The following is a 13,953-nucleotide window of genomic DNA, read 5'->3' as shown; positions in this document are numbered from 1 at the left end:
CGGTACATGTCGGCGAGTGGTCCAATGAGCGGTCGAGACCGGTTGCTTCGACTGTAACGCAAAAAACGAAAAAGGCGCATCGCGCGCCTTTTTCGTTTGCTTGTTCGTTCCACTTGGGCTGCCGTTCTTCAGGCAGCCCGAGTTCGGCCCAGCTTAGACCTTCGGTTCCGGCTGACGCAGACGGATGTGCAACTCGCGCAACTGGCGCTCGTCCACTTCGCTCGGCGCCTGCGTGAGCAGACACTGCGCGCGTTGCGTCTTCGGGAACGCGATCACGTCGCGAATCGAATCGGCGCCGGCCATCATCGTGATGATGCGGTCCAGGCCGAATGCGATACCGCCGTGCGGCGGCGCGCCGTATTGCAGCGCGTCGAGCAGGAAGCCGAACTTGGCTTGCGCTTCTTCCGCGTTGATCTTCAGCGCGCGGAACACCTTGCTCTGCACTTCTTCACGGTGAATACGCACCGAACCGCCGCCGATTTCCCAGCCGTTGAGCACCATGTCGTAGGCCTTGGCGAGGCAGCGCGCCGGATCCGTTTCCAGATACTCGAGGTGCTCGTCCTTCGGGCTCGTGAACGGGTGATGCGCGGCGACGTAGCGGTTGTCTTCCTCGTCGTACTCGAACATCGGGAAGTCAACCACCCACAGCGGCTTCCAGCCGGATTCGACCAGACCGTTGGCCTTGCCGAATTCCGAATGGCCGATCTTCAGACGCAGCGCGCCCAGGCTGTCGTTCACTACCTTCGCGCGATCCGCCGCGAAGAAAATGATGTCGCCGTCTTGCGCGCCGGTGCGCTCGATGATCGCCTTGACCGCTTCGTCGTGCAGGTTCTTGACGATCGGGCTCTGCAGACCGTCACGGCCCTTCGCGACTTCGTTGACCTTGATCCACGCGAGGCCCTTCGCGCCGTAGATGCGCACGAATTCCGTGTAGCTGTCGATGTCGCCACGCGAGAGCTCGCCGCCCTTCGGCACGCGGATCGCCGCGACGCGGCCATCTTTCGTGTTGGCCGGCGTGCTGAACACCTTGAAGTCGACGTCTTTGACGGCGTCGGTCAGGTCCGTGAATTCGAGCTTGACGCGCAGGTCCGGCTTGTCCGAACCGAAGCGGCGCATCGCTTCCGCGTACTCCATGACCGGGAATTTCTCGGCCAGTTCAACGCCGATCGTTTCCTTGAACACGTGACGGATCATCGCCTCGAACAGATCGCGGATTTCCTGTTCCGACAGGAACGAGGTTTCGCAGTCGATCTGCGTGAATTCCGGCTGACGGTCGGCGCGCAGGTCTTCGTCGCGGAAGCACTTGACGATCTGGTAGTAGCGATCGAAGTTAGCGACCATCAGCAACTGCTTGAACAGTTGCGGCGATTGCGGCAGCGCGAAGAACTGGCCCGGGTTGGTACGCGACGGCACGAGGTAATCGCGCGCGCCTTCCGGCGTGCTCTTGGTGAGCATCGGCGTTTCGATGTCGATGAAGCCCAGCGAGTCCAGATACTTGCGCACTTCGATCGCGACGCGGTAACGCAGACGCAGGTTGTGCTGCATCTGCGGACGGCGCAGGTCGAGCACACGGTGCGTAAGACGCGTGGTTTCCGACAGGTTGTCGTCGTCGAGCTGGAACGGCGGCGTGATCGACGCGTTCAGCACGATCAGCTCGTGGCACAGCACTTCGATCTTGCCGCTTTTCAGCGAGGCGTTCGTCGTGCCTTCCGGACGCGCGCGCACCACACCCTTGATCTGCAGGCAGAACTCGTTGCGGACGCCTTCGGCCGTCTTGAACATGTCCGCGCGATCCGGATCGCAGACGACCTGAACGAGGCCTTCGCGGTCGCGCAGGTCGATGAAGATGACGCCGCCATGGTCGCGGCGGCGGCTTACCCAGCCACACAGCGAGACAGTTTGGCCCAGCAGTTCTTCGGTCACCAGACCGCAGTATTCAGATCTCATCGACATGATGTTTGTCTTTCGTTTTGCATTGGTTGAACGGCGCGCAGCGATCAGACACGGCTTGAAACGCTGCGCACCGGCATTACAGCGGAGGCTCGACTGTCGTGCGGCGCACTACCGGCGCCGGCGGCGCGGACGGCGCCACGACGCCCATCGAGACGATGTACTTGAGCGCAGCGTCGACCGTCATGTCGAGCTCGATCACTTCGCTCTTGGGCACCATCAGGAAGAAGCCGGACGTTGGGTTCGGCGTAGTCGGCACGTACACGCTGACGTGATCTTCTTTCAGGTGATTGATCACGTCGCCGCCCGGAATACCGGTCAGAAACGCAATCGTATAGGAACCGCGGCGCGGGTACTCGATCAGGAGCGCCTTGCGAAACGCATTGCCGCTGCTCGACAACAAGGTGTCCGACACCTGCTTCACGCTGGTGTAGATCGGGCCGACCACCGGAATGTGAGCGACCACGACTTCCCACCACTTCACGAGCTTCTGGCCGATGAAGTTTTGCGTCAACAGCCCGACGACAAAGATGAACGCCAGTGTCAGCACCGCGCCGAGGCCCGGCAAACGGAAGCCGAGCGCGCGCTCCGGCTGCCATGAGGTCGGCAGCAGCAACAGCGTCTGGTCCATCGTGCCGATGATCAGGCCGAGCACCCACAGTGTGATGGCCAGAGGCACCAGCACCAGCAGGCCAGTCAGGAACACCGATTTGAGCGTCGTTTTTTTCGTCGTCATGTGTACCGCCAGAGAGCCGCGCGAGCCGGTACCCGACGCACGGCGTGTGCGCCGCCCCCGAGGGCGGCAGTCCCACTAGGCGCTGCCGGAACCGTTCGAACTCGCCGATGCGGCGGGCGCGGCAGCGGGCGCGGCAGGCGTTGCGGCTGCGCCCGCTGAACCGGAGGCAGCCGAGCCGTTGGCCGAAGCCGTGTCGGATTTCGTGGCGCCCTCATTCCCGGCTGCAGCGCTTTCGCCCGAATTCGCATTCGAGCCGCCATTCGCGTCGGGCTTGGCCGGGGCGCTCGCGCCGCCATTACCGCCGCGGAAATCGGTTACATACCAGCCGGAGCCCTTCAACTGGAAACCGGCTGCAGTCACCTGCTTGCGAAAGGTGTCTTTCCCGCACTCGGGACATTGCGTCAACTGCGGGTCGCTCATCTTCTGAAGCACGTCCTTCCCGAAGCCGCATGACTCGCAACGATAAGCGTAGATCGGCATGAACTTTTCCCTACTGAAATCTTGTAAGCGCTTGCAAAGCCTTGAATTATAGCCGCATATGGCTAGTCATATGCGCATATGGCTAGTCGCCCGCGATTTTCGGGGACCAGCGCCAGGAGCCACCGTCGTTCGACTAAATGGGGGCGACCGTGATCGAATCAAGTGCGGCGCGAGCCGCCGTCGAACGCGGCGGCGGCACGCTCAACCACGACGGCGCCAGGTCATCCAACGCTCGCGGCCGGCAAAGACGGCAATCGAGTCGTTCACGGCTTCATCTTCGATCAGATCGAAGTGCGGCGTGAGCAACGCGTCGAGTTCAGCGCGCTCGACGCCGAACGGCGGCCCTTTCGGCGTCGCGTCGATGAAAAAGAAACCCGCCAGCAAAGCGCCAGCTGGCAACAACCCGGCCATCCGTTGCGCGTAATCTGCACGGCGCGCCACCGGCAGGGCGCAAAAGAACGCGCGCTCGTAGATCCATGCCGGCGTGAACGGCGGTTCATAAGTGAAGAAGTCAGCCTGCTCGACCAGCTGCGCATGCTGCGGACCCAATTGCTTGTGCGCTGCCGCTACTGCGGCCGGCGAGAAATCGATCGCCCTGACTGGATTGCCTTGCTGCGCTAGCGATAGCGCTTCGTAGGCACTGCCGCAACCTGGAATCAGTACCGCAGCGCCACGATGCCGCTCGGCGAAAGACTGAAACGCCGCCGGCACGCCGGCCTGATCCCAGGGCGTGTAATGGCGTTCGAAGCGCTCATCCCAGAACTCAGGTGAGTTGGGATCGCGGGTCGAGAAGTCGGGTGTGGAAGGCTGGGTCGGGTCGCTCATGAGATGCCTCGTAGGGATCGGAATCGGGTCGGGATCACCCGCCGTACGCGAACGCCAGAAACGCTCGCGCCAACACCGCGCCGACACCGACCGCCACGCCGAACAGCAGCAGCCCTTGCAGCAACCGGTTGGTGCGCTTCTGCTCGAGCAGAATCTGGCGAATCATGTCGTCGTTCGCGCCGCGCGTGTTATCGTGACGCGCAGCCAGCACGTGGTGGATGAGGCGCGGCAATTGCGGCAACGTCTTGCTCCACTGCGGTGCCTCGATCTTCAGCCGCTCGTACCAGCCGCGCACACCGATCTGCTCGTTCATCCAGCGCTCGAGATAGGGCTTGGCCGTCTTCCACAAGTCCAGTTCAGGATCGAGCGAGCGGCCGAGCCCTTCCACGTTCAACATGGTTTTTTGCAGCAGCACCAGTTGCGGCTGGATTTCCACATTGAAGCGGCGCGAGGTCGAGAACAGGCGCATCAACACCTGACCGAGCGAAATATCCTTCAATGCGCGGTCAAAATAGGGCTCGCAAACTGCGCGGATTGCGCTTTCCAGTTCCTCGACCCGGGTAGTAGGCGGCACCCAGCCGGACTCCAGATGCAGCGTGGCGACGCGGTGATAGTCGCGCTTGAAGAAAGCGAGGAAGTTCTGGGCAAGGTAGTTCTTATCGAAGTCCGACAGCGCACCGATGATGCCGAAGTCGAGCGCGATATAGCGGCCGAAGTGCGCCGGATCGAGGCTCACCTGAATGTTGCCCGGGTGCATGTCGGCGTGAAAAAAGCCATCGCGGAACACCTGGGTAAAGAAAATCTCGACGCCTTCGCGCGCCAGCTTCGGAATATCGACGCCAGCCCCGCGCAGCGTCTCCACCTGGCTGATCGGCACGCCGACCATGCGCTCCATCACCAGCACCGTGGGCGTGCAGAACTCCCAGTACATCTCCGGCACCAGCAGCAGATCGAGCCCGGCGAAGTTGCGGCGCAACTGGCTGCCGTTGGCCGCCTCGCGCATCAGATCGAGTTCGTCGTGCAGATACTTGTCGAATTCGGCGACCACCTCGCGCGGCTTGAGGCGCTTGCCGTCGGCCCACAGGCGCTCGGCCCAGACGGCGATATCCCGCAGCAAGGCCAGGTCGGAGTCGATCACCGGCAGCATGTTCGGCCGCAGCACCTTCACGGCGACCGCCTTGCCCGCGTGCTGCCCCGCCTTCACCTTCGCAAAGTGAACCTGCGCGATCGATGCGCTCGCCACCGGCACCCGCTCGAACTCGTCGAACAGCACGTCGACCGGCGCGCCGAGCGACTTCTCGACCAGCCCGATCGCCACCGCCGAATCGAACGGCGGCACCTGATCCTGCAGCTTGGCCAGTTCATTGGCGATATCGACCGGCAGCAAATCGCGCCGCGTGGACAGCACCTGGCCGAACTTCACGAAAATCGGCCCGAGGCTTTCGAGCGCGAGCCGCAAGCGCACGCCCGGCGGGGCGTCGAACTTGCGGCCGATGGTAGTGATACGCAGCAGCAGACGCACACGCCGGTCGTTGACGCGGCTGAGCATCATTTCGTCGAGACCGAATCGAATGACCGTGAAGAAAATCTTGAGGAAACGCAGAAAACGCATAGTTGTGCCCAGTGACTAGCGCGTGCCGCGCGACGTGGCGGCGCCGCCCGGCGCATTGGCGCCGTGGGCTTCGACCTTCTGTTCAAGACGCTCGATGCGCTTTTCCACACGCGCCAAAGCATCGCGGGCGCGGGCCAGTTCGACGTTGAAGTCTTCCAGCGCGGCGCGCCGCACCAGTTGCGGATTTTCGTCGAGCAGATATTCGGCGGCTGTGTCGAGCAGATTGCGCCCGGTGCGCCGCGCATGTTCGCCGACCGTACGCACGACCGATGCGACCCGCCACGCCGGACCGTCGCCGATCAGCTTCGCCAGATCCTCTTCCGGTTCCCAGCGCAGATGCTCGGCGAGCCTGGCGATCACAGTCGCAAACTCGGCGTCGCCTTCGATCTTCACATGCTTCATCACGGCGGCCTGGCCGCCTTGCACAAAGGCCGGCAACGCATCGGACGGCACCGAGATGGTCACGTCGAACTGTTGCGCATCGGTTTCCTCGAGCGCGCCCAGGTAGCCGTCCGGTTGCACGAGCAGCATCAGCACGAGCGGCTGACAGGACAGTCTGGCGGTCTTGCCCGCGTACGGGGCGAGGCGCTCTCGAGCCCACGATTCGCGGGCGAGCAGGTGATTGACGGCAGCAGCGAAGGGCTTGGCGGCGAGGGTCATTGAAAGTGGCAAGAAAAAACCCGCGCGGGCGAGGTGCCCGTGCGGGTTCCTATTGTAACGTCCGTTCGCTTTGCGGCTTGCTATGCCGAACGGCCAATGCTTTGTGCGAAATCAGGGTGAGCAGCGCTGGCTTGGCTCTGCCTCGCTGTTGCCTCAGTGCTGCGCCACCTGCTGAATGCCCGCCAGCAACCAGCCTTCGCCGGGGCGGTTCGCCTTCGTCAGGTTCCAGACCTCAATGAACGGCTCAGCCGCCGCCCCCGCCGATTCGCGGATCAAGCCTGAGAAGCGCACGCTGGCGAAGTATTCAGTCGCGCGTTCTTCCACGCCCAGCAACTCCGCGTTCAGCTGCACCACGTCCGTCTGATTGGACTCCGCACCGCGCGACGACAGATCGACCCTCACTTCGGCGTACATTTCCGGGGTGGTGAATTCGCGGATATCTTCCATGTTGCCAACGTCCCATGCGGCTTGCAGTCGCACGAAGTACACCTTGGCGTTGCGCAGGAACGCTTCCGAATCGAAGCCCGCCGGCACTGGCGGGGCAGTGTTGATGGACGGCGTGGTCAGCGGGTTGCCTTGCGGCTCGAGGTACGAGCCAGTGGGCGGAGCGGTGTAACGCGGTTCCTGCGTGTAGCCAGTGCCGCTCGAATTCAAGGACGTCGAGCCACCCGCGTACGCCGGCTGGGCCGTATCGCGCTTGCGGCCCATGAAGCGGCGGATCAGCCAGATACCGATCATCGCAATGATCGCGATCACGATAATGTTGGCCATGGCGCCGGCGAATGCGCCGCCCAGACCGAAGTGCGACAACAGTGCGGCGATACCGAGGCCGGCCGCAAGACCGGCAATCGGCCCGAGCCAGCGCGAGCGATTAGGCGCCGCGGCCGGAGTCGGCGCGGGCGCCGGTGCCGGCTGTGCGCGCTGCTGCATGGCCTGATTGCTTTGGGAAGGTTGCGACGGGGTCGACTGTTGCTGAACCGTATTCGACTGACGGCCGATGCTGCGGCTGCCGCCCAAACGGCGGGCTTCCGCATCGAGCGAGGCGAGAGAGCCGGCCATGATCAGACCGACCATCGCGATCAGTCCGATTCTTCTCACCAACGACCGCTTAACATTACGGGGAGATAACACACCTGAATCGGACATTTTCGTACTTTCCTTTAAAAATCGATGGGTTAGGGACCTTAGTATTTGGTCCCCACATGTAAAGCTACCACGCCAGCTGACAAATTGTAATATTTGACGCCGTCCAGGCCTGCTTGTTCCATCATTGCTTTTAAAGTTTCCTGGTCCGGATGCATCTGGATCGATTCCGCCAGGTAGCGGTAGCTCTCGGCGTCCTTCGCAAAGCGGTCGCCGAGCCACGGCAGCACCTTGAACGAATAGACGTCGTAGACCTTTTTAAGCGGATCCCACACCTTCGAGAACTCCAGCACCAGCAGACGGCCTGCCGGCTTCAACACCCGCCGCATCTCGGCCAACGCCACATCCTTATGCGTCATGTTGCGCAAGCCGAAGGCCACGGTCACCACGTCGAAGTAATTGTCCGGAAAGGGGATCTTTTCGGCGTCGCAAAGCAGCGCCGGTGTGATCACGCCCTTGTCCAGCAAGCGGTCGCGGCCCACGCGCAGCATCGATTCGTTGATGTCGGTGTGCCAGACTTCGCCGGTTTCGCCCGCCTGTTTGGCGAAGGCCTTCGACAGATCGCCCGTGCCCCCGGCGATATCGAGCACCTTGAAGCCCGGCCGGACGTTGGCCTGGGCGATCGTGAACATCTTCCACGCCCGGTGCAACCCGCCCGACATCAGGTCGTTCATCAGGTCGTAGTTGGAGGCGACCGAGTGGAACACGCCCGCCACCTTCTGCGCTTTTTCCTGTTCGTCGACCGATTGAAAGCCGAAGTGGGTTTTGCTCATCGCGCTCGTCCTTTCGCGTATTCTGAAATGTTGCGCCGCATCAGTGCGGCGACCAGGGCGAATCGTATCAGTGACGGTGCCCGTGCGCAGCACCGGCTGGAGCCATCGGCGCATCACGGTCGACGCCGGCCGCGGCCAGTTTCGCGAGATAGTCGCGCCAGAGTTCATCCTGGCGGACAGCCATGTCGTACAGCAGGTCCCAGGAATAGATGCCGGTGGCGTGCCCATCGGAGAAAGTCGGCTGCACCGCATAGTTGCCGACGCCTTCGATCATCGTGATCGTGACGTCACGCTTACCGGTTTGCAGCGTCTCCTGGCCGGGCCCGTGGCCCATCACTTCTGCTGACGGCGAATACACGCGCAGCAACTCGAACGGCAGGCGATACGTTTCGCCGTTTGCGTATTGCAATTCGAGTACGCGCGATTTGGAATGCACGACCACGCCGGTGGGTACCGGCGTATCGGGAGTCAGTCCGCTCATGGTGGCCTCAGGCTAGAGCTTGTTCGATTTCCTGCCGCACCGCCTCGCGCAGCAGAGTAGCTTGCGCGCGGCGCGACGACAGCATGGCTTCGGACACCGTGCGTTGGCGCGGCGCCCAGATTGGCAGCGGGAAATGAGCGTCGTTCGAAAAACGCGGAATCACATGCCAATGCACGTGCGGCACCTGGTTGCCGAGGCTCGCCAGGTTGACCTTCACCGGCTGAAGAATGCGCCGGATCGCGCGCTCGACCGCGTACACGGCCTGCATCACGCGATCGCGGTCGGCTTCGGCGAGATCGGAAAACTCAGCGACATGCTTGTTCCAGATTACCCGGCAAAAACCCGGGTAATCGTGTTCGTCGGCGAGGACGACACGCAGGGTGTCGTCCTGCCACAGCACATCGCCGCCATCTTCACGGCAAAAAACGCATTCCATCGTCGTCCTCAGGCAAAAATCGTCAGTCGTGCCATTAAACCAGCACGCGCTCGATTCCGCCATTGTTCGCCCGCTGCACGTAATCCGCCATCCAGTCTTCACCCAGCACGTGACGTGCCATCTCGACGACGATGTAGTCCGCTTCAGTGCCCGCGTCTTCGTTGTAGCGCGACAGGCCTTGCAGGCAGGATGGGCAGCTCGTGAGGATCTTCACCTCGGTGACGCCATTCGGTTGCGGCCCGTCGCTCGCCTTGAGTACGGAGCCGTCCGGCGCACCCGCCGCGCCGGCCGACGCATTGGCCGCGTTGGTCCCATTTGCACCGGCCTCGGCCACCAACGGAATACCACGCAGCTTCGCGGCGCCCTTGCGCATTTCTTCTTCCTTGCGGAAGCGAACTTGCGTCGAAATATCCGGGCGCGTCACCGCGAGTGTGCCGGATTCGCCACAGCAGCGATCGTTCTTCTCGATCTTGTAGCCGTCGTTCTCCGCCCCCATCAGCTGATTGACCAGCTTGACCGGGTCCATCGTCTTGATCGGCGAGTGGCACGGGTCGTGGTACATGTAGCGCACACCGTTGACGCCTTCGAGCTTGATACCCTTCTCGAGCAGGAACTCGTGGATGTCGATGATCCGGCAGCCCGGGAAAATCTTCTCGAATTCGTAACCGGCGAGCTGGTCGTAACACGTACCGCACGACACCACCACCGTCTTGATGTCGAGATAGTTCAGCGTATTCGCGACGCGGTGGAACAGCACGCGGTTATCCGTGACGATCTGCTCGGCCTTGTCGTACTGGCCCGAGCCGCGCTGCGGGTAGCCGCAGCACAGGTAGCCCGGCGGCAGCACGGTTTGCACGCCCGCTTCCCACAGCATGGCTTGCGTCGCCAGACCCACTTGCGAGAACAAGCGCTCGGAGCCGCAGCCCGGGAAGTAGAACACCGCTTCCGTATCGGCGGTGGTCGTCTTCGGATTGCGGATGATCGGGACGATCTTGTTGTCTTCGATATCGAGCAGCGCGCGCGCGGTTTTCTTCGGCAGATTGCCCGGCATCTTCTTGTTCATGAAGTGGATCACCTGCTGCGTGACCGGCGGCTTGCCGACCGTTGCCGGCGGGTGTGCCGTCTGCTTCTTCGCGAACTTCTTCAGCACGTCGTTGCCGAAGCGCTGCGCCTTGTAGCCGATGCCCATCATCGCCGTGCGCGCGAGATTGATGGTCTGCGGATTGGTGGCATTGAGGAAGAACATGCCGGCCGCGTTGCCCGGATTGAACTTCTTCTTGCCCATTTTGCGCAGCAGGTTGCGCATGTTCATCGTCACGTCGCCGAAGTCGATCTTCACTGGACACGGCGTCACGCATTTGTGACAGACAGTGCAGTGATCGGCGACGTCGTTGAACTCGTCCCAGTGCTTGATCGACACGCCGCGGCGGGTCTGCTCTTCGTACAGGAACGCCTCGACCAGCAAGGAGGTGGCGAGAATCTTGTTGCGCGGGCTGTACAGCAGGTTCGCGCGCGGCACGTGGGTCGCGCACACCGGCTTGCACTTGCCGCAGCGTAAACAGTCTTTGATCGACTCGGAAATCGCGCCAATGTCGGACTGCTGCATGATCAGCGATTCGTAGCCCATCAGGCCGAAGCTCGGCGTGTAGGCGTTTCGCAGGTCCGCGCCTTCGAGCAGCTTGCCCGCATTGAAGCGGCCATGCGGATCGACGCGCTGCTTGTACGCGCGGAATTCGCCGATCTCTTCGTCGGTCAGAAATTCGAGCTTGGTAATGCCGATGCCATGCTCGCCGGAAATCACGCCGTCGAGCGAACGCGCCAGCTTCATGATGCGCGCAACCGCCGTGTGGGCGTCCTGCAGCATCTCGTAGTTGTCGGAGTTGACCGGCAGGTTCGTGTGGACGTTGCCGTCGCCCGCGTGCATGTGCAGCGCGACGAACACGCGGCCACGCAGCACCTGCTTGTGGATCGCCTGGGCTTCTTCGAGGATCGGCTTGAATTCGCCGCCGTTGAAGATCTGGCGCAGTTCGGCGCGGATCTCCGCCTTCCACGATACGCGCACCGTACGGTCTTGCGTGATATGGAACACGGTCGCATCCGGCTGCGCGTCGACGCGATCGGCAAACTTCTCCGCCAGCCCTTCGTAGCCGAGGCCGACCAGATAGTGCTGCGCCTCGCGCAAGGACAGATCGAGCTTATCGCGCAGGAATTCCCAGCGCGCGCGCACTTTCTTCAGCAGATCGAGCGCCTGCTGCACGCGATCTTCGAGCAACTCCGCGCTCGGGATTTCGTTGGCGTCGTCGCTCTTGCCGAGCGGCAGCTTGCCGCCCTTGAAGAACGCTTCGAGGGCGTCGACCAGCTGCAGCTTGTTCTTGATCGACAGTTCGATATTGATGCGTTCGATGCCGTCGGTGTACTCGCCCATCCGGTCGAGCGGGATCACCACGTCTTCGTTGATCTTGAACGCGTTGGTGTGCTTGGCAATCGCAGCGGTACGGCTGCGGTCGAGCCAGAAACGCTTGCGCGCTTCGGCGTTGACGGCGACGAAACCTTCGCCGCTCTTGCCGTTGGCCATGCGCACGACTTCCGAGGTGGCAAGAGCCACCGCATCGGCATCGTCGCCGACGATGTCGCCGATCAGCACCATCTTCGGAAACGCGTTGCGCTTGCTCTTGGTCGCATAGCCGACCGCGCGCAGATAGCGTTCGTCCAGATGCTCGAGGCCGGCGAGAATCGCGCCGCCCTGCTTCGACGTTTCGAACAGATAGTCTTTGATCTCGACGATGCTTGGAATCGCTTCACGGGCCTGGCCGAAGAATTCGAGGCAGACCGTGCGCGTATGCGCCGGCATCTTGTGCAGCACCCAGCGCGCGGACGTGATCAGGCCGTCGCAGCCTTCCTTCTGCACGCCTGGCAGACCGGCCAGGAATTTGTCGGTCACGTCCTTGCCCAGGCCTTCCTTACGGAACACGCGGCCCTTGATGTCGAGCGCTTCCGTGCGCAGCAGCTTTTCGCCTGGCGGGTGGTTGCCGTCGAACCACTTCAGCTCGAAACGCGCGACCTCGATGTCGTGAATCTTGCCGAGGTTGTGATCCAGACGCGTGACTTCGAGCCAGTTCCCTTCCGGGTCGACCATGCGCCACCAGGCGAGGTTGTCGAGCGCCGTGCCCCACAACACCGCTTTCTTGCCACCCGCGTTCATCGCGACGTTGCCGCCGACGCAGGAGGCATCTAGCGAGGTCGGGTCGACGGCGAACACGAAGCCGGCCTGCTCGGCCGCTTCGGTCACACGGCGTGTGACCACGCCCGCGCCGGAGAAAATCGTCGCCACCTTGCGGTCAACGCCCGGCAGTTCGGTCATCTCGACCGCGCCAAGTTGTTCGAGCTTTTCGGTGTTGATGACGGCCGAGAACGGCGTGAGCGGCACCGCGCCGCCCGTGTAGCCCGTGCCGCCTCCGCGCGGAATCACGGTCAGGCCGAGCTCGAAACACGCCTTGATCATGCCGGCGATCTCGGCTTCGGTATCCGGCGTCAGCACGACGAACGGGTACTCGACGCGCCAGTCGGTCGCGTCGGTCACGTGCGAGACGCGGGACAAGCCGTCAAACTTGATGTTGTCTTTTTCCGTGACGCGGCCCAACACCTTGTTCGCGCGACGGCGCAGATCGAAGGTCTTCTGGAACTCGCTCTCGAAATCGTCGACGGCGCGGCGTGCAGCCGCCACCAGCGTTTCAACGCGAGCGGCCCGATCGATGCCCGCCTCATCGCCGTGCTCGACCAGATCGGCGCGACGGCGCTTTTCGATCTCGGTCAGACGATGGTGCAGCGCCTCGATCAGCAGTGCGCGGCGCTTCGGATTGTCGAGCAGATCGTCTTGCAGGTAAGGATTGCGGCGCACGACCCAGATGTCGCCGAGCACTTCGTACAGCATCCGCGCCGAGCGGCCGGTGCGGCGTTCCGCGCGCAGTTCGGCCAAAACCGCCCAGGCTTCGTCGCCGAGCAGACGGATGACAATTTCGCGGTCGGAAAACGACGTGTAGTTATAGGGAATTTCGCGCAGACGCGCTTCGGGATCGGCGGCCACCGCAGTGGCGGCCCCGTGCGGATCGAAAACTTGAGGTGCGTTCATGTTCGGACGACTCGGTGGGTCAACCGGGCGCGCTCACGTGTGAGGCGTCGGCGGACGGTGCGCGTGGGGCGCAATGCTGGAAATTTTCTAGGGGAGCGAAGCGCAACCGACGGCCTACCCACATCGGTCGCTTCACGGCGCTCAAAGACAGCTACACGATCGTGCGTGCCGGACGTGACGCTCCGCCGCGGGGCAAGACTCACGCGGGACGGGCATCAAATGGGCGATCCGAGGCTGCCAGTGCATCTTCCGATCCTTATTCCAAAATGGAATTCTACCCCATGATCCAGCCGTCGCGTTGACGCCTGAAATCGGGGCTGTGGCGGGGCTGTGGCGGGGTTTTGAGGGTTGTTGGATTGAACGGCGCCCGCAAGCGCACGCGAAGAATTTTCCGACCGAACGGTCGGGCTGGCCTTTGCCGACGACGCTCGGGCGTACGCCGAGGGTTCGCTGAAGGCCAGAGCGCGCACCGTTGGCGCTATCATTGACCCTTTCCCGTCTCGCAAAGCGCACCGCGCCACCCGCATGGCTTCCCACGACTACCTGAAGAAAACCCTGACCGCGCGCGTCTACGACGTGGCCCGCGAGACCGAACTCGAACGCGCGCCGAATCTGTCGGCTCGGCTTTCCAACCCGGTTTATCTGAAGCGCGAGGACAACCAGCCGGTGTTCTCGTTCAAGGTGCGCGGCGCGTACAACAAGATGGCGCACATTCCGGCGGATGCGCT

General features: G+C 62.7%; 12 protein-coding genes. 1 reads left to right on the top strand and 11 read right to left on the bottom strand.

Annotated features, from left to right (window positions below; translation table 11 throughout):
* Positions 1–153: 153 nt before the first annotated feature.
* From aspS to P3T22_RS22680, 11 genes are all read right to left on the bottom strand, one after another.
* Positions 154–1,953 (bottom strand): aspartate--tRNA ligase, encoded by a 1,800-nt coding sequence (gene aspS, locus P3T22_RS22730; protein WP_063494749.1) that lies wholly within the window; start codon positions 1,951–1,953, stop codon positions 154–156.
* A 76-nt stretch (positions 1,954–2,029) separates the two neighbouring features.
* Complete coding sequence (locus P3T22_RS22725) at positions 2,030–2,686, bottom strand: DUF502 domain-containing protein (protein WP_063494748.1); 657 nt, start codon at positions 2,684–2,686, stop codon at positions 2,030–2,032.
* Positions 2,687–2,761: 75 nt separating this feature from the next.
* The gene (locus P3T22_RS22720; protein ID WP_063494747.1) at positions 2,762–3,166 is read right to left on the bottom strand and encodes an FmdB family zinc ribbon protein; all 405 of its coding nucleotides are present in this window, start codon (positions 3,164–3,166) and stop codon (positions 2,762–2,764) included.
* A 201-nt stretch (positions 3,167–3,367) separates the two neighbouring features.
* Positions 3,368–3,991 carry a hypothetical protein gene (locus P3T22_RS22715; protein WP_063494746.1) on the bottom strand — a complete coding sequence of 208 codons (624 nt, stop codon included), beginning with the start codon at positions 3,989–3,991 and terminating at the stop codon, positions 3,368–3,370.
* 34 nt (positions 3,992–4,025) lie between these two features.
* The gene (ubiB, locus tag P3T22_RS22710) at positions 4,026–5,603 is read right to left on the bottom strand and encodes a ubiquinone biosynthesis regulatory protein kinase UbiB (protein ID WP_063494745.1); all 1,578 of its coding nucleotides are present in this window, start codon (positions 5,601–5,603) and stop codon (positions 4,026–4,028) included.
* 15 nt (positions 5,604–5,618) lie between these two features.
* The gene (locus tag P3T22_RS22705; protein WP_063494744.1) at positions 5,619–6,263 is read right to left on the bottom strand and encodes a ubiquinone biosynthesis accessory factor UbiJ; all 645 of its coding nucleotides are present in this window, start codon (positions 6,261–6,263) and stop codon (positions 5,619–5,621) included.
* Between the two features lie 153 nt (positions 6,264–6,416).
* Entirely contained in the window at positions 6,417–7,409 is a 993-nt protein-coding gene (locus P3T22_RS22700; RefSeq protein ID WP_063494743.1) for a Tim44 domain-containing protein, read from the bottom strand.
* Positions 7,410–7,447: 38 nt separating this feature from the next.
* Entirely contained in the window at positions 7,448–8,179 is a 732-nt protein-coding gene (gene ubiE, locus P3T22_RS22695) for a bifunctional demethylmenaquinone methyltransferase/2-methoxy-6-polyprenyl-1,4-benzoquinol methylase UbiE (RefSeq protein ID WP_429326249.1), read from the bottom strand.
* A 67-nt stretch (positions 8,180–8,246) separates the two neighbouring features.
* Positions 8,247–8,660, bottom strand: a complete 414-nt coding sequence (locus tag P3T22_RS22690; RefSeq protein WP_063494741.1) for a gamma-butyrobetaine hydroxylase-like domain-containing protein — start codon at positions 8,658–8,660, stop codon at positions 8,247–8,249.
* A gap of 7 nt (positions 8,661–8,667) precedes the next feature.
* Positions 8,668–9,096: an HIT family protein gene (locus tag P3T22_RS22685; RefSeq protein WP_429326200.1), complete on the bottom strand. Its 429-nt coding sequence runs from the start codon at positions 9,094–9,096 to the stop codon at positions 8,668–8,670.
* 34 nt (positions 9,097–9,130) lie between these two features.
* Positions 9,131–13,225, bottom strand: a complete 4,095-nt coding sequence (locus P3T22_RS22680) for a DUF3683 domain-containing protein (protein ID WP_429326199.1) — start codon at positions 13,223–13,225, stop codon at positions 9,131–9,133.
* Between the two features lie 525 nt (positions 13,226–13,750).
* Between P3T22_RS22680 and P3T22_RS22675 the strand changes: the two genes are divergently transcribed.
* On the top strand, positions 13,751–13,953 hold a 203-nt coding region (locus P3T22_RS22675; protein ID WP_429326198.1), incomplete at its 3' end, for a pyridoxal-phosphate dependent enzyme.

Source organism: Paraburkholderia sp. GAS348, assembly GCF_050434205.1.
Classification (GTDB): Bacteria; Pseudomonadota; Gammaproteobacteria; order Burkholderiales; family Burkholderiaceae; genus Paraburkholderia.
This window is presented reverse-complemented; position numbering and strand designations above follow the sequence as displayed.

Excerpts from the sequence above, each read along its gene's own strand:
- aspS (WP_063494749.1), bottom strand. The coding sequence starts at position 1,953 with ATGTCGATGAGATCTGAATACTGCGGTCTGGTGACCGAAGAACTGCTG.
- P3T22_RS22700 (WP_063494743.1), bottom strand. The coding sequence starts at position 7,409 with ATGTCCGATTCAGGTGTGTTATCTCCCCGTAATGTTAAGCGGTCGTTG.
- P3T22_RS22725 (WP_063494748.1), bottom strand. The coding sequence starts at position 2,686 with ATGACGACGAAAAAAACGACGCTCAAATCGGTGTTCCTGACTGGCCTG.
- P3T22_RS22690 (WP_063494741.1), bottom strand. The coding sequence starts at position 8,660 with ATGAGCGGACTGACTCCCGATACGCCGGTACCCACCGGCGTGGTCGTG.
- P3T22_RS22685 (WP_429326200.1), bottom strand. The coding sequence starts at position 9,096 with ATGGAATGCGTTTTTTGCCGTGAAGATGGCGGCGATGTGCTGTGGCAG.
- P3T22_RS22715 (WP_063494746.1), bottom strand. The coding sequence starts at position 3,991 with ATGAGCGACCCGACCCAGCCTTCCACACCCGACTTCTCGACCCGCGAT.
- P3T22_RS22720 (WP_063494747.1), bottom strand. The coding sequence starts at position 3,166 with ATGCCGATCTACGCTTATCGTTGCGAGTCATGCGGCTTCGGGAAGGAC.
- ubiE (WP_429326249.1), bottom strand. The coding sequence starts at position 8,179 with ATGAGCAAAACCCACTTCGGCTTTCAATCGGTCGACGAACAGGAAAAA.
- P3T22_RS22705 (WP_063494744.1), bottom strand. The coding sequence starts at position 6,263 with ATGACCCTCGCCGCCAAGCCCTTCGCTGCTGCCGTCAATCACCTGCTC.
- P3T22_RS22680 (WP_429326199.1), bottom strand. The coding sequence starts at position 13,225 with ATGAACGCACCTCAAGTTTTCGATCCGCACGGGGCCGCCACTGCGGTG.
- ubiB (WP_063494745.1), bottom strand. The coding sequence starts at position 5,603 with ATGCGTTTTCTGCGTTTCCTCAAGATTTTCTTCACGGTCATTCGATTC.